Genomic DNA, 15015 nt, shown 5'->3' with positions numbered 1-15015 from the left:
GCGTCCGGGAGACCCTACAGACTGGGGTCGGAACCGGCTTTTTTCGCCCCCGCCGGACGCATGCGGCACCCCCAAGGGGTGAGGTTGGACTCACTCCTATGAAGCTACCTAAATACCGCGAATCTGGAGGGAACCAGGCTCGGCCGGAGGCCCCGGCGGGGCCTGAATTTTCGACGGGAAAGCCGAAAAAGAAGCTATTCAGCGGCGCGAGCCTGCAATGAGCTCGGGTTCGCCGCCGAGACCATGAAGTCGTGAATGCGCGGCACGATTTCCGACCTAAAGCGCGAGCCGTTGAACACGCCGTAATGTCCGACGCCCTTCTGCACGTAATGAACGCGGCGATGATCGGGAATCGAGCTGCACAATGTGTGCGTCGCTTCGGTCTGGCCGAGACCGGAGATGTCGTCGTTCTCGCCTTCGACCGTCATCAATGCCACGCGCGTGACCTTGGAGGGATCGACGAGTGTTCCGCGATGGGCCATCTCGCCCTTCGGCAGCGAGTGTTTCACGAACACGGTGTCGACCGTCTGCAGGTAATATTCGGCGGAGAGGTCCATCACCGCGAGATATTCGTCATAGAACTCGCGATGCTTGTCGACGAGGTCGCCGTCGCCCTTCACCAGATTGGCGAAGAGCTGCTTATGGGCATCCATATGACGGTCGAGATTCATGCTGATGAAGCCGTTGAGCTGCAGGAATCCCGGGTAGACGTCGCGCATCATGCCCGGATGCGGGAACGGCACCTTGGTGATGACGTGGTTGCGGAACCAGTCGATGCCGCGCTCCTGGGCGAGATTGTTCACCGCCGTCGGATTGCGGCGGGTGTCGATCGGGCCGCCCATCAGCGTCATCGAGGTCGGCACGAACGGATCGCGCCGCGCTTCCATGACCGAGACGGCAGCCACGACCGGCACGGAGGGCTGGCACACCGCCAGCACATGCGTGTTGCCGCCGAGGACGTGCAGCATCTCGATGACGTAGTCGATATAATCGTCGAGATCGAAGCGGCCATCGCTGAGCGGCACCATGCGGGCGTCGGCCCAGTCGGTGATGTAGACCTCATGCGCGGGCAGGAACGCCTCGACCGTGCCGCGGAGCAGCGTCGCATAATGGCCGGACATCGGCGCCACGATCAGCACGCGCGGCTGCGGGCTGCGCAGCGGACGGGTGAATTTGCGATCGAAATAGAGCAGCCGGCAGAACGGCTTTTCCCAGACCGAGCGAACCTCGACGGGGACGCGGATGCCGTTGACCTCGGTGTCGTCGAGGCCCCATTCCGGCTTGCCGTAACGGCGCGTGGTGCGCTCGAACAATTCGCAGGCCGCGGCAACCGACTTGCCGACCTCGGTGCGTGCCCAGGGATTGAGAGGATTTTGAAACAGCAGCTTCGTCGCGTCAGTGACCGCGCGTGCCGGATTGAGAGAGGCGTGCGCCATCTCGTACATCCAGTACATCGGCGTCGTCAGGACCGGACTGCCTTCGGCCGCCAGGGGCGGCGCGCCGCCAAACTCACCAATAGGCATCGCTATATCCTTCTTCGCATCGCAGCATACTGCCGAATGCGTAATATTGCGTCAATCCATGGTTCCGTACATCTACGTAGCGAAAACGGTTAAACCGGCCTGAATCCACGATAAACGACGTTATTCGCCGCCCGACAGCAGCGAACCATTCTTCTTGGCGCTGCGCAAAAGGGCAAGGAATGCCCAAAAAGAAGCGCCCAGCAGCATCGCGTTGATGGCCAACGCATCCAGCATCAGATCGATCCGGAAGGTTCGTTCGATCAGCAGCGCGCGCATCCCTTCGAACACGTAAGTCGGCGGCAGCGCCCAGGCGATGGTTTGCAGCCAGAACGGCAACACGCTGACGGGATAGTAGACGCAGGCGAGCGGCAGGATCGCGAACATCAAGGTCCAGACGATGCTCTCGGCGCCGAGGCCGTTTCTCAGTACGAGGCCCGACACGAAGATGCCGACCGACCAGCTCGTAAAGATCAGATTGCAGAAGAATGCGATCAGCGGCAGGCCGAGGGCATAGACATTGAAGTGAAACATGACCAGCGCGAGCACGGTCATCGGAATGATCCCGATCGCAAGCCGGATCAGGCTCATGACCATCAGCGACAGCAGAAACTCGATCGGCCTCAAGGGACTCATCATGAGGTTGCCGATGTTGCGCGCCCACATCTCCTCCAGGAACGAGATGGAGAAGCCGAGCTGGCCGCGGAACAGGATGTCCCAGAGGATGACGGCACCGATCAGCGTGCCGCCGGCGCGCGCGAAGAAATTGGAATTCTCGGCGACGTAATGCTGGATGAAGCCCCAGGTGATGACCTGCAGCGCCGGCCAGTACAGCAATTCGAGCAGCCGCGGCCAGGACGACATCAGGAGGTACCAGTAGCGCAGGATCATCGCGCCGATGCGGTGGACGGAGATGCCGCGGTGGAGGGAAATGTTGGTCATGGCAGCTACGCGGTACCTCCGCCGTCATTGCGAGGAGCCCTTGCGACGAAGCAATCCAGAATCCCTCCGCGGAGAGAATCTGGATTGCTTCGCTTCGCTCGCAATGACGGAGGATAAGCCGGAAATCCTTTCACCTCACCGCCTCCTTCGCGCCGTTCGCCCGGCCGCGCGCGACGTCCAGAAATACCTCTTCCAGCGTGGTGCGGTTGTAGCGCGCCATGATCGCCTCCGGCGTATCGTCGTCCTCGATGCGGCCGCGCTTCATGATGATGACGCGGTCGCAGAGCCGCTCGACCTCGAGCATGTTGTGCGAAGCCAGGAGGATGGTGGCGTTGTTCTCCTTGCGATAACGCTCCAGATGCGCCCGCACCCAGTCGGCGGTATCCGGATCGAGCGAGGCGGTCGGCTCGTCCAGCAGCAGCAGCTCGGGCCGGTTGATCAGCGCTTTGGCCAGCGCGACGCGGGTCTTCTGGCCGGCGGACAGCTTGCCGTTGGCACGGTCGATGAAATCGGTGAGGTCGAGATCGTCCGCGAGCGCGGCGATGCGCTCCGACAGGTTCTTCACCGCGTAGAGCTTGCCGAACACGGTGAGGTTCTGCCGCACCGTGAGCCGCATCGGCATGTCGACATAAGGGCTCTCGAAGTTCATCCGCCCCAGCACGGAAGCGCTCTCCTCGGGCATCCCATGGCCGAGCACCTGCACGCGGCCGGAGGTCGGCAGCACCAGGCCCATGATCATCGCGATGGTCGTGGTCTTGCCGGCGCCGTTGCCGCCCAGGAGCCCGGTGATGCTGCCGCGCGGCAACGAAAAGGAGATGTCGTCGACGGCGCGGGTCTGCTTGTAGATCTTGACGAGGTGATCGACCTCGATCGCCGCGGAGGAGGTGCGCCCCGCGACAGTCGGCGGACTTGAAGCTTTGTCGTTCCCGGTCATGCTGGGGCGTTCTTCTGCTATTGCAGCGGAGAGCGCAAGGCTTGTAATCCGGATGGTTCCGCGAGCCCGCGTTTGTGATCGAGAAGGCACCGCCACATTGGCCGAGATGACCGAGACTGCCGATACTGACTTCCGCCACGCACAGCGGCATATCCGACTCGACACCATCCTGCGGCTGCGCTGGCTGGCGGTGCTGGGCCAGCTCGCCGCGATCTTCATCGTGGCGCAGGGATTGGAATTCAACGTCGAGATCGTCCCATGCGTCAGCATCATCGCCTTGTCGGCAGCACTCAATCTGGCGCTCCAGACCGCGGCCAATCCGATGCAGCGGCTGGAGCCGATGCAGGCGGCCGGACTGCTCGCGCTGAACATCGTGGAACTGGCCGGTCTGCTGTACTTCACCGGCGGACTGCAGAACCCGTTCTCGTTCCTGTTCCTCGCGCCGGTGCTGATCTCGGCCACGGCGCTGCCGGCGCGCTCCACATTCGGCCTCGGCGTGCTCGCGGTGGCCTGCGCCTCGGTCCTGTTCTTCTTCCATTTGCCGCTGCCCTGGGATTCCGACGATCCCCTGGTGCTGCCGCCGATCTATCTCGTCGGCATCTGGCTCTCGATCGTGCTCGCGATCGGCGTCACCAGCCTCTACTCGTTTCAGGTGACCGAAGAGGCGCGCAAGCTCGCAGATGCGCTGGCCGCGACCGAGCTGGTGCTGACGCGCGAACAGCATCTGACCCAGCTCGACGGCCTTGCCGCTGCGGCCGCGCACGAACTCGGCACGCCGCTGGCCACGATCTTCCTGATCTCGCGCGAGCTGGAAAAGACGGTCAAGGACGCCAGCTTTGCCGCCGACCTGAAGACGCTGCGCGAGCAGACCCAGCGCTGCCGCGACATCTTGAGCAAGATCACCCAGCTCTCCTCCACCGGCGCGCCGTTCGACCGCATGAAGCTGTCGGAGCTGATCGAGGAAGTGGTGGCCCCGCACCGCGATTTCGGCGTCGAGATCAAGGTGCGGATCGCGGTCGCCGCCGTGTCCGAGCCGGTCGGCTCGCGCAACCCGGCGATCCTCTACGGCGTCGGCAACATCGTCGAGAACGCGGTCGATTTCGCCCGTACCACCGTTGAGGTGAACGCGTGGTGGAACAAGGACACGATCGAGCTTCTGATCTCCGACGACGGCCCCGGCATTCCGCCCGACATCCTGAATCGGATCGGCGAGCCCTATTTGTCGCGTCGGCGAACCACGGATGAGGGCGGCGGCGAGCGACGCGGTCTCGGATTGGGCGTGTTCATCGCGCGTACCTTGCTGGAACGCACCGGCGCCAAGGTCTCGTTTACCAACCGGATATTCCCGGACCACGGCGCCGTGGTCCAGATTACATGGCCGCGCCAGCGTTTTGAGGCTATCGAGAGCCTCGAAGAAACAATAGGATAGCCGCGACCTTGCGTCGCACGACGGGGCGGATCGACTATTTGCCGCCTTGGCACTGCGCGATTGCGACGCCATATGTAGACGCGCTGGAGAGAGGACAAAACCTTGAACGCCATCGCCGAACTGAACGAACAGACCGATCGCTCGCTGCTGATCGTGGAAGATGACAAGCCGTTCCTGGAGCGGTTATCGCGCGCCATGGAAACGCGCGGCTTTGCCGTGACTTCATGCGATACCGTCTCCGACGGACTTGCGCAGATCGGCAAGGCCGCACCCGCATTCGCCGTGGTGGATCTGCGGCTCGGTGACGGCAACGGCCTCGACGTGGTCTCGGCGCTGAAGAAGAAGCGCCCCGATGCGCGCGCGATCGTGCTGACTGGCTACGGCAACATCGCCACGGCCGTCACCGCGGTGAAGATGGGCGCGATCGATTATCTCTCCAAGCCCGCCGATGCCGACGACGTCGTCGCGGCGCTGCTGTCGACCAGCGCGGACAAGTCCGATCTGCCGACCAACCCGATGTCCGCCGACCGCGTCCGCTGGGAGCACATCCAGCGCATCTACGAGATGTGCAACCGCAACGTCTCGGAGACGGCACGCCGGCTGAACATGCATCGGCGGACGTTGCAGCGGATTCTCGCCAAGCGCGCGCCGCGGTAATGGTCTCGTAGGGTGGGCAAAGGCGCGCAGCGCCGTGCCCACCATATGTCTGGATTGGATAGAGCTCGTGGGCACGCTTCGCTTTGCCTACGGCACTGCAGCGCGTCCGGGACGAGACCACGCTATTCCCAGAAATCAGCGTGTCCCTGCGGGTCGACCAGCCGGTTGATCCGAAGCGCTGCTGCCATTCCGAACCGTACCGTCATCTGCTTGCGCGTGGCGGCAGCGAGCTTGTGCTCGGGCGCTTCGCACTGCAGGTGCGCGCCATAGGCGTCGGCGATGATCAGGCCGGTGCCTTCCGGAAAAATCTCGCACGGCAGGTCCTGCGTGAAGGCGAAGAACAGCCGATCGCAATGGGCGCGGTATTCGTGCCATTTCTGGTCGGCGCGCAGATCCTCCACCGACGATTTGATCTCGACGATCCAGATCTCGCCGCGCTCGTTCAGCGCCACCAGATCGGCGCGCCGGCCCGAAGGCAGCGGCAATTCGCTGATGCAGGTAAAGCCGAGCGAACGCAGCAGCCGCGCGGTGCCGCGCGCAATGGCCAGCGCCGTCTCGGACTGACGGCGATCGGGCGGCGGCACGAGGGTGATGTTCCGGGCGGCGTTGTCCATGGGTGGGAGGATAGCCGATTCCATTCCGTCCGTCATTCCGTGGCGACAGCGGGTGCACGGCGAGAGCGGGAACCACTCTGGCCGCTCTTAATTATCACGCAGCCGCCGCCGGTCGTGGGCGGACCGAAGAGGGCTGCCCCGGCATGATCGACGATCTCTGGTACAAGAACGGCGTGATCTATTGCCTCTCCGTCGGCACCTATATGGACGCCAACGGCGATGGTGTCGGCGACTTCAAGGGCCTGCTGCGCCGGCTCGACTATCTGCACGGGCTCGGCATTACCACGATCTGGCTGATGCCGTTCCAGACCTCGCCCGGCCGCGACGACGGCTACGATATCGCCGACTATTACAGCGTCGACCCCCGCTACGGCACGCTCGGCGACTTCGTCGAATTCACCCATGGCTGCAAGCAGCGCGGCATCCGCATCATCATCGACCTCGTCGTCAACCACACCTCGGACCAGCACCATTGGTTCAAGGAAGCGCGGCGCGACAAGAATTCGCCCTATCGCGACTGGTACGTGTGGTCCGACAAGAAGCCCGCCAACGCCAACACGGGCATGGTGTTTCCCGGCGTACAGAAGACGACCTGGACACGCGACAAGGAGGCCGGCGCGTATTATTTCCACCGCTTCTACGATTTCCAGCCTGATCTCAACACCTCGAACCCGCACGTTCAGGCCGAGATCCTGAAGATCATGGGCTTCTGGATCCAGCTCGGCGTCTCCGGCTTCCGGATGGACGCCGTGCCCTTCGTGATCGCCACCAAGGGCGCCAAGGTGAAGAAGCCGGTCGAGCAGTACGACATGCTGCGCGCGTTCCGCGAATTCCTGCAATGGCGGCAGGGCGACGCCATCATCCTCGCCGAAGCCAACGTGCTGCCGGAAACAGACATGGAGTATTTCGGCCGCGATGGCGACCGCATGCACATGATGTTCAACTTCCACGTCAACCAGCACCTGTTCTATGCGCTGGCCTCCGCCGACTCGCGTCCGCTCGCGAAAGCGCTGAAAGCGACAAAGCCGCGGCCGGCCGCGGCGCAATGGGGCCTGTTCCTGCGCAATCACGACGAGCTCGATCTGGGACGGTTGACCAAGGCGCAGCGCGACCTCGTCTTCAAACGCTTCGGCCCCGACAAGGACATGCAGCTCTACGACCGCGGCATCCGGCGCCGCTTCGCCCCGATGGTTGGCGGTGACCGCAGGCGGCTCGAGCTCGCCTACAGCCTGATGTGCACGCTGCCCGGAACGCCTGTGATCCGCTATGGCGACGAGATCGCGATGGGCGATGACCTCTCATTGCCGGAACGCAATTGCGCGCGCACGCCGATGCAATGGTCGACCGAACCGCATGGCGGTTTCACCAAGAGCGACAAGCCGGCATTCTCCGTGATCGACAAGGGGCCCTACGGCTTCGATCATGTCAACGTCGCAAAGCAGCGGCGCGATTCCAACTCGATGCTGAACTGGACCGAACGCATCGTCCGCATGCGCAAGGAGGTGCCGGAAATCGGCTGGGGCGATTTCGCGATCATTGCGACGCGCGATCCCGCCGTGTTCATCATGCGTTACGACTGGCGCAACAATTCGGTGCTGTTCGTGCACAATCTGGATGACAAGCCGCGCGAGACCGCGTTCTCGGTCGGGTTGCCCGGCGACGCCGGCGAACACCTGATCAATCTGCTCGCGGAGGACCACAGCCACGCCGACAAGCGCGGCCAGCATCGAATCATGCTGGAGCCGTATGGCTACCGCTGGTATCGCGTCGGCGGGCTGGATTATCTGCTGAAGCGGAGCGACATCGACGAGAATACGGCGAAGGGAAATAAGCATCCGGGCTGAGGTGAAGGCCTTCATTTGCTCCCCCGCTGCAGCGATCGTCGTTGCGAGCGCAGCGAAGCAATCCAGAATCTTTCCGTTAAGGGATTCTGGATTGGCTTCCTCGCAAGAGCTCCTCGCAATGACGAGGAGATAGCAGCGGCCCCTTTTGTTGTCATGCTGCGCTTGTCCGGGACAACGGCTAGGCGGGCGGCGATACGATCACCCCTTCATTGCCGCGCAGATCCAGCACGCCTTCGATTCGCTCGCCCTCACGATCCAGGAACGTCGACAGGAGGATCTCACTGCCGAAACGGATCGCGCTGGTCGTGACCGCGATGGGATCGGGGCCAAGATTGAGCGCCACGATCACCGCGTGTCCCTCGGCCTCGCGGCGATAGATCAAGAGATTGCCTTGCGCCGTGATCGGACGATAATCGCCCGCGACCAGCGGCCGACTGCTCTTCCGCAAGCTGATCAGACGCTTGTAGAGGTTGAGGATCGAGCGCGCATCGGCTTCGAGATTGACGACATTGTCGCGCACATAGTGCTCCGGCAGCGGGAGCCACGGTCGCGCCGCCGAAAAGCCGGCGAATTCGGACGCGTCCCACTGCATCGGCGTGCGGCAGCCGTCGCGGCCGACACCGATGCCCGGCACGTTCTTCTCGAAGGGGTCGCGGACATCCTCCGGCGCGATGGCCACCTGCTGCATGCCGATCTCGTCGCCGTAATAGAGCGTCGGCGTGCCGCGTAGCGTCAGCAGCAGCATGGCGGCGATTCGCGCCTGCTCCGGCCCGACGCGGCTCGCGACCCGCGGGCGATCGTGATTGCCGAGCACCCAGTTCGGCCAGGCGCCGCGCGGCAGGGCCTTCTCGTAATCCTCGATGATCCTTTCGATCGATCGCGCGCTCCAGAAGGTCGAAAGCAGCGCGAAGTTGAACGGCATCTGCGCGCCGGTGAGATCGTTGCCGTAGTAGGCCATCAACCGATGTAGCGGCAGATAGACCTCGCCGATCAGCACACGGGCGCCGAACTCATCGGTTACGCGCCGCATCTCGGCGATGACATCATGCACCTCCGGCTGATCGGTGGAATATTGCGTCAGGATCCTTTCGTTCGGCGGCCGTCCCTCGACGTAATGCGGATTGGGCGGATTTTCGCGGAATTCGGAATCCTTGATCAGGTGCCAGATGACGTCGACGCGAAAGCCGTCGACGCCCTTGTCGAGCCAGAACCGCATCACGTCGTAGATCGCGGCACGGACGTCCGGATTGCGCCAGTTCAGGTCCGGCTGCTGGGCGAGGAAGGCGTGGTAATAATATTGCCCCGTGGCCTCGTCGAACTGCCACGCGCTGCCGCCGAACTCGGACAGCCAATTGTTCGGCACCCCGCCATCGGGTGCCGGATCGCGCCAGACGTACCAGTCGCGTTTGGGATTGTCGCGCGAGGCGCGGCTCTCGGCGAACCAGGGATGCCGGTCGGAGGTGTGGTTCGGCACGAGGTCGAGGATCAGCTTCAGGCCGTTGTCGTGGGCGGCCGCGATCAGCGCATCGAAATCCGCCATCGTGCCGAACAGCGGCTCGATGCCGGTATAGTCGGAGATGTCGTAGCCGAAATCTTCCATCGGCGAGGGAAAAATCGGCGACAGCCAGATCGCATCGACGCCGAGCGATTTGACGTAAGGCAGCCGCCGCAAGATGCCGGCGAGATCGCCGACGCCGTCACCATCGGAGTCCTGAAACGAGCGCGGGTAGATTTGATAGAAAATGCCGTCGCGCCACCAGTTCTCGTTGCTTTGAGTCATGCGAAAAGACCACCCGGAATCTGCGTCTTGCGCGGGAGAACGCGACAACACCGCCCCGGTTCAAATTGGGAGGCTAATTGGACCGCCGTGTGACCGTTGTTCCAGGGAGCAGGCCCGAATCTTTTGCTTGGCGGCCTGACAAAAATCGGCATTGTGGCGCCATGACCGAGCAAAACGACACCCAAGACTCTTCGCAAGCCAAAGCCGGCGCGATCATCGTCCCCGTGACGCTGTTCGAGCAGAACTGCACCATCATCTGGGACGAGCCCAGCAAGAAGGCGGTGGTGATCGATCCCGGTGGTGACGTTCCGAAGATCCTTGACGCGATCAAGCAGACCGGCGTCACCGTGGAGAAGATCTGGCTGACCCACGGTCATATCGACCATGTCGGCGGTGCTGCCGATTTGCGCGATGCACTGAAAGTGCCGATCGAGGGCCCGCATGAAGCGGACAAGTTCCTGCTCGACAATGTGGTCGAGAGCGGCGCACGCTTCGGCATAACCGGCGTGCGCAACTTTGCGCCCGACCGCTGGCTCGCAGAGGGCGACACCGTGTCGATCGGCAATCTCATGTTCGACATCTACCACTGCCCCGGCCACTCGCCGGGCAGCGTGGTGTTCTTCAACAAGCAGCTGCGCTTCGCCCATGTCGGCGACGTCCTGTTCGCCGGCTCGGTCGGGCGCACCGATTTGCCCGGCGGCAGTCACGCCACGCTGATCAACTCGATTCTCACCAAGCTGCTGCCGCTCGGCGACGATGTCGGCTTCATCTGCGGCCATGGCGCCGGCTCCAGCATCGGCCAGGAGCGGATGACCAATCCGTTCATCACCGGCGAGACGTGAGTCGCGACGCGCGCTACTTCATCAATCCTGCGGCGGTGAGCGCGCGGGTGATGACCGCACTGATATCGAGGCTGCGGCTTTTTTCGGGGTTCGGCTTGGCCGGTTGATCGGCGACAGCCGATCGGATCGACCTGGCGAGATGCGGCGCGGGTGACAGTGCTGTCACCGTCTTCGGCGCTGGAGCAGACTTTGCGGCCACTTTCTTCGTGGCAAGGTTTGGAATCCAGTTGGTCAGGCCGAAGAACTTGGCGATGTGGTAGGACGACGAAATTCCAGCTTCAATCAGGAAGGCACCTTCGACGCCATAGCGCTGATCGTTGTCGGCAATGCCAAGCGGCGTGCCGTGCGACATGCCGGTGATGGCGAAGGATTCGACGACGGTTTCGCCGTCCTTGTCCCACCAGGTCTGGCGCGGGTATCCGTCGACGATCGTCTCGGCCATCGGGGCGCCGGGCAGGCCATGCAGATCCAGCCACTGCTTGACGATCGCGTTGGCATTGCCGGGATTGACGGTGCGGTCGGCGCTGCCATGCCAGACCGAGATTTTCGGCCAGGGCCCACGGTGGTTCGACGCCTGTCGTACGAGGTCTCCGAGTTCCCGCGCCGGCCGATCTGGCGAATGAAACATGCCGTCCAGTGCTTCGCGCAGATTGGTCGCGATGCCGTAAGGCAGGCCCGCGACAACAGCGCCGGCCGCAAAGACTTCCGGATAGGTCGCGAGCATCACGGAGGTCATGCCGCCACCGGCGGACAGACCGGTGATGAAGACTCGCCGCGCGTCGATGCCGTGGGTTTTGGCCATGTGCGCGATCATCTCGCGGATCGATTGCGCCTCACCGCTGTCGCGCGTGATGTCTTCGGTGTTGAACCAGTTGAAACAGGTGTTGGCATTGTTGGCGCGCTGCTGCTCCGGCATTACCAGGGCGAATCCGTAATGATTTGCCAGCGTCGACCATCCCGCGCCGAGATCGTAAGCGGCCGCAGTCTGGCCGCAGCCGTGCAAGACGACGACCAGCGCGCGCGGTTGCTGCAACTGCGCCGGCACAAAACTGTACATGCGCAGCTGACCAGGATTGGAGCCGAAGCCCGTGACCTCCTCCAGCGCGCTCGATGCGCTAAGGCCGAATTCGCGCAAGCGAAACCCATCCAGCTTGGGGAGCTGCCGCAACAGTTCAAGATTCTTCGCTAATGACACCGGCAGCTCCAAGTGGGTGACCCAACAACGTCCACCTCAATCAAATAGTTGCTGCAGTGCAAAATAAAAAGACCGTGTGCTGTCGGTCACCATGGAATCCCGGGAAATCCTGCGGATTTCGCATGCATTAACCAGGCTGCCTCAACTTCGTGCAGATGCGCGGCACATTCGCGCCGGAATGCGGTCCAGATCGTGATCAACGCCTCGACAGCACGGGGGAAACGACAAGGCCTGCGCGCGCTGATTGCAGAGATTCGGTCGCTACGGACACCGGATGCGACGGCTTCGTGAACTCGCCGGGCTGCTGGATGTGGGAAACGGGATGACGCTGTCGCGGCGATCTGCACCTCGCTCCGCTTGCGAGGAGAGAGAGAAGACATCCGCATGCCTGCATTCCGCAACACGGGACACCGGGCGATTGCGTTCGCATGCTCCGGCACGTAGCCTCACCGCCTCAACAAACAGAAAATCAAAGCCGGAGAGAACGCCATGGCGCGCCTGAAGTTCGGAGCCTTCCTTGCCCCGCATCACCCGATCGGGGAGCATCCGATGCTCCAGTTCCGGCGCGACCTCGACCTGGTCGAGCAGCTCGATGCGCTCGGCTATGACGAGTTCTGGTGCGGCGAGCACCATTCCTCCGGCTGGGAGATGATCGCCTCGCCCGAGATGTTCCTGGCCGCGGCCGGCGAGCGCACCAAGCGAATCAAGCTCGGCACCGGCGTGGTGTCGCTGCCCTATCATCATCCCTACAACGTCGCCCAGCGCATGGTGCAGCTCGACCACATGACCGGCGGCCGCGCCATCTTCGGCTCAGGCCCGGGCGCTCTCGCCTCCGACGCGCACACGCTCGGAATCGATCCGATGACGCAGCGCGACCGCCAGGACGAGGCGATCGGCGTCATCCGCCGGCTGTTCAACGGTGAGCGCGTCACGGCGAAGAGCGACTGGTTCACCATGAACGACGCCGCGCTGCAGATCCTGCCGCTGCAGGAAGAAATGCCGTTCGTGGTGGCCTCGCAGATATCGCCTTCCGGCATGACGCTCGCCGGCAAATACGGCTGCGGCATCATCTCGCTGGGCTCGATGACGACGCAGGGGCTGATGTCGCTGCAGCAGCAATGGCAGTTCGCCGAGGACGCCGCGAAGAAGCACGGCACGAAGGTCGACCGCGCCAACTGGCGCGTGCTGCTGACCTTCCACATCGCCGAGACCCGCGAGCAGGCGCGCAAGGAATCCGGCGCCGGGCTGATGCGCTGGCACAACGAATATAATGTCGGCACGCTGCAGCGGCCGGGCCTGACCGCGTTCTCCTCGCCCGACGAGGCCGTGGACAAGACCGCCTTCGTCGAGGGCGCGGCGTCCACCATCGGCACGCCCGACGATCTCGTCAAAACCATCAAGAACGTGATGCAGGTCTCCGGCGGCGTCGGCGCCATCATCGGCTTCGTGCACGACTGGGCCAATCCGGAAGCCACGCGGCGGAGCTGGGACATGGTGGCGCGCTATGTCGTGCCGGAGATCAACGGCTATATCGACGGCCTGCGGCGGTCGCAAAAATTCGTGATCGAGAACCGTGCCATCTTCGAGCGTGCGGGCCAGGCCGTGATGGCCAAGATCATGGAGAACGAGAAGGCCGCCGAAGCGCTGAAGGTGACCGGCCCCGGCCGCGTCGCCATCCCCGCCGTCAACGCGCCGGATCTGCAGAAGGAAGCGGCGAAGCGCTAGGCCTCATCAAGGCTACACCTATAACCACTATCATGAGTACGTGATACCGGCCTGTGCTATGCTGATCCCATCAGCCTGGCGCAGCCGTATTAATGCCGCGGTCGCGCGATTTCTGTCGGTCGGCCAACCGGAGCAATCGTCATGTCGATGCAGAATGTCGCCCCTGCGCTTCCGTTCACCGCCCCCAGGCGCAATGAGCTGACGCACATCCCCGGCGACGAAGGATGGCCGATCGTCGGCAAGACCTTCCAGGTGCTGGCCGATCCCAAGGGCCACATCGAGGCGAACGGCGCCAAATACGGCCCGGTCTACCGCACCCATGTGTTCGGCGAGACCAATGTCGTGCTGCTCGGGCCCGAGGCCAACGAACTCGTGATGTTCGACCAGCAGAAGCTGTTCTCGTCCACGCACGGCTGGAACAAGGTGCTCGGCCTGTTGTTTCCGCGCGGATTGATGCTGCTCGATTTCGACGAGCACCGGCTGCACCGCAAGGCGCTGTCGGTCGCGTTCAAGTCGGGGCCGATGAAATCCTATCTGGCCGATCTCGACCGCGGCATCTCCGCGCGGGTCGCGCAGTGGAAAGCCAAGCCCGGCGAGATGCAGCTCTACCCGGCGATGAAGCAGCTCACGCTGGATCTCGCGGCGGCGTCCTTCCTCGGCGCCGATATCGGGCCGGAGGTCGACGAGATCAACCGCGCCTTCGTCGACATGGTCGCCGCCGCTGTCGCGCCGATCCGCCGTCCCCTGCCCGGCACCCAGATGGCCGCCGGCGTCAGGGGGCGCAAACGCATCGTCGCCTATTTCCGCGAGCAGATTCCGCTGCGACGCGGCAATCACGGCGCCGATGATCTGTTCTCGCAGCTCTGCCGCGCCACCCATGAGGACGGCGCGCTGCTGTCCGAGCAGGACATCATCGACCACATGAGCTTCCTGATGATGGCGGCGCACGACACGCTGACCTCGTCGCTGACGTCGTTCGTCGGCGAACTCGCCGCCAATCCGGACTGGCAGGACAGGCTGCGCGCGGAAGTTCTCGCGCTCGGGCTCGCGGCCGATGCGCCGAGCAGCTTCGACGATCTCGAAAAGATGCCACTGTCCGAAATGGCGTTCAAGGAGGCGCTACGGATCAAGCCGCCGGTGCCCTCGATGCCGCGCCGCGCCATGCGCGATTTCAGCTTCAAGGGCTATACGATTCCCGCCGGCACCGCGGTCGGCGTCAATCCGCTCTATACGCATCACATGAAGGAGATCTGGCCGGAGCCTGATAGGTTCGATCCCTTGCGCTTCACCGAGGAGGCGCAGCGCAACCGCCACCGCTTCGCCTGGGTCCCGTTCGGTGGCGGCGCGCATATGTGCCTTGGCCTGCACTTCGCCTACATGCAGGCGAAGTGCTTTGCGCGGCACTTCCTGCAGAACATCGAGGTGTCGCTGGACGAGGGCTACAAGCCGGACTGGCAGATGTGGCCGATCCCGAAGCCGCGGGACGGCCTGAAGGTGCGGGTGAAGGCGGTTTAGCCGCAGCCGTCATTGCGA

12 protein-coding genes are annotated in these 15015 nt (G+C 63.4%); 6 read left to right on the top strand and 6 right to left on the bottom strand.

Annotated elements, in window-relative coordinates; translation table 11 throughout:
- Window positions 1-194 precede the first annotated feature (194 nt).
- The 3 genes from C7G42_RS02455 to C7G42_RS02445 form a co-directional block, all read right to left on the bottom strand.
- On the bottom strand, window positions 195-1523 hold the full coding sequence (locus C7G42_RS02455) for a polyhydroxyalkanoate depolymerase (RefSeq protein ID WP_106947493.1): 1329 nt from the start codon (window positions 1521-1523) through the stop codon (window positions 195-197).
- 120 nt (window positions 1524-1643) lie between these two features.
- The gene (locus C7G42_RS02450) at window positions 1644-2462 is read right to left on the bottom strand and encodes an ABC transporter permease (protein WP_106947492.1); all 819 of its coding nucleotides are present in this window, start codon (window positions 2460-2462) and stop codon (window positions 1644-1646) included.
- A gap of 130 nt (window positions 2463-2592) precedes the next feature.
- Window positions 2593-3396 (bottom strand): ABC transporter ATP-binding protein, encoded by an 804-nt coding sequence (locus C7G42_RS02445; RefSeq protein ID WP_199580606.1) that lies wholly within the window; start codon window positions 3394-3396, stop codon window positions 2593-2595.
- Between the two features lie 106 nt (window positions 3397-3502).
- Between C7G42_RS02445 and C7G42_RS02440 the strand changes: the two genes are divergently transcribed.
- Window positions 3503-4825, top strand: coding sequence for an ActS/PrrB/RegB family redox-sensitive histidine kinase (locus C7G42_RS02440; protein ID WP_106947491.1), 1323 nt, complete (start codon window positions 3503-3505; stop codon window positions 4823-4825).
- Window positions 4826-4927: 102 nt separating this feature from the next.
- The gene (locus tag C7G42_RS02435; protein WP_106947490.1) at window positions 4928-5482 is read left to right on the top strand and encodes an ActR/PrrA/RegA family redox response regulator transcription factor; all 555 of its coding nucleotides are present in this window, start codon (window positions 4928-4930) and stop codon (window positions 5480-5482) included.
- A 122-nt stretch (window positions 5483-5604) separates the two neighbouring features.
- Here C7G42_RS02435 and C7G42_RS02430 read toward each other — a convergent pair whose 3' ends face one another.
- A complete protein-coding gene (locus C7G42_RS02430; protein WP_106947489.1) occupies window positions 5605-6096 on the bottom strand; it encodes an MmcB family DNA repair protein in 492 nt (163 codons plus the stop codon).
- A gap of 143 nt (window positions 6097-6239) precedes the next feature.
- Between C7G42_RS02430 and C7G42_RS02425 the strand changes: the two genes are divergently transcribed.
- Window positions 6240-7940, top strand: a complete 1701-nt coding sequence (locus tag C7G42_RS02425; protein ID WP_106947488.1) for an alpha-amylase family protein — start codon at window positions 6240-6242, stop codon at window positions 7938-7940.
- A 178-nt stretch (window positions 7941-8118) separates the two neighbouring features.
- Here C7G42_RS02425 and C7G42_RS02420 read toward each other — a convergent pair whose 3' ends face one another.
- Window positions 8119-9720, bottom strand: a complete 1602-nt coding sequence (locus tag C7G42_RS02420; protein ID WP_106947487.1) for an alpha-amylase family glycosyl hydrolase — start codon at window positions 9718-9720, stop codon at window positions 8119-8121.
- A 161-nt stretch (window positions 9721-9881) separates the two neighbouring features.
- Between C7G42_RS02420 and C7G42_RS02415 the strand changes: the two genes are divergently transcribed.
- A complete protein-coding gene (locus tag C7G42_RS02415; protein WP_106947486.1) occupies window positions 9882-10562 on the top strand; it encodes an MBL fold metallo-hydrolase in 681 nt (226 codons plus the stop codon).
- A 13-nt stretch (window positions 10563-10575) separates the two neighbouring features.
- Here the strand turns inward: C7G42_RS02415 and C7G42_RS02410 are convergent, their stop codons facing one another.
- Complete coding sequence (locus C7G42_RS02410) at window positions 10576-11757, bottom strand: extracellular catalytic domain type 1 short-chain-length polyhydroxyalkanoate depolymerase (protein ID WP_106948817.1); 1182 nt, start codon at window positions 11755-11757, stop codon at window positions 10576-10578.
- 489 nt (window positions 11758-12246) lie between these two features.
- Between C7G42_RS02410 and C7G42_RS02405 the strand changes: the two genes are divergently transcribed.
- Both C7G42_RS02405 and C7G42_RS02400 read left to right on the top strand, forming a co-directional pair.
- Window positions 12247-13482, top strand: coding sequence for an LLM class flavin-dependent oxidoreductase (locus tag C7G42_RS02405; protein ID WP_106947485.1), 1236 nt, complete (start codon window positions 12247-12249; stop codon window positions 13480-13482).
- A 141-nt stretch (window positions 13483-13623) separates the two neighbouring features.
- On the top strand, window positions 13624-14997 hold the full coding sequence (locus C7G42_RS02400; RefSeq protein WP_106947484.1) for a cytochrome P450: 1374 nt from the start codon (window positions 13624-13626) through the stop codon (window positions 14995-14997).
- Window positions 14998-15015 lie beyond the last annotated feature (18 nt).

The organism is Bradyrhizobium sp. MOS003 (assembly GCF_003020125.1).
Lineage (GTDB): Bacteria > Pseudomonadota > Alphaproteobacteria > Rhizobiales > Xanthobacteraceae > Bradyrhizobium.
Note: the sequence above shows the minus strand (reverse complement) of the source record. Positions and strands in the feature narration are given on the sequence as shown.

Bases quoted from the DNA above. Each gene is read 5' to 3' on its own strand.
- C7G42_RS02455 (WP_106947493.1), bottom strand. From the start codon at position 1,523: ATGCCTATTGGTGAGTTTGGCGGCGCGCCGCCCCTGGCGGCCGAAGGC.
- C7G42_RS02450 (WP_106947492.1), bottom strand. From the start codon at position 2,462: ATGACCAACATTTCCCTCCACCGCGGCATCTCCGTCCACCGCATCGGC.
- C7G42_RS02445 (WP_199580606.1), bottom strand. From the start codon at position 3,396: ATGACCGGGAACGACAAAGCTTCAAGTCCGCCGACTGTCGCGGGGCGC.
- C7G42_RS02440 (WP_106947491.1), top strand. From the start codon at position 3,503: ATGACCGAGACTGCCGATACTGACTTCCGCCACGCACAGCGGCATATC.
- C7G42_RS02430 (WP_106947489.1), bottom strand. From the start codon at position 6,096: ATGGACAACGCCGCCCGGAACATCACCCTCGTGCCGCCGCCCGATCGC.
- C7G42_RS02425 (WP_106947488.1), top strand. From the start codon at position 6,240: ATGATCGACGATCTCTGGTACAAGAACGGCGTGATCTATTGCCTCTCC.
- C7G42_RS02420 (WP_106947487.1), bottom strand. From the start codon at position 9,720: ATGACTCAAAGCAACGAGAACTGGTGGCGCGACGGCATTTTCTATCAA.
- C7G42_RS02415 (WP_106947486.1), top strand. From the start codon at position 9,882: ATGACCGAGCAAAACGACACCCAAGACTCTTCGCAAGCCAAAGCCGGC.
- C7G42_RS02405 (WP_106947485.1), top strand. From the start codon at position 12,247: ATGGCGCGCCTGAAGTTCGGAGCCTTCCTTGCCCCGCATCACCCGATC.
- C7G42_RS02400 (WP_106947484.1), top strand. From the start codon at position 13,624: ATGTCGATGCAGAATGTCGCCCCTGCGCTTCCGTTCACCGCCCCCAGG.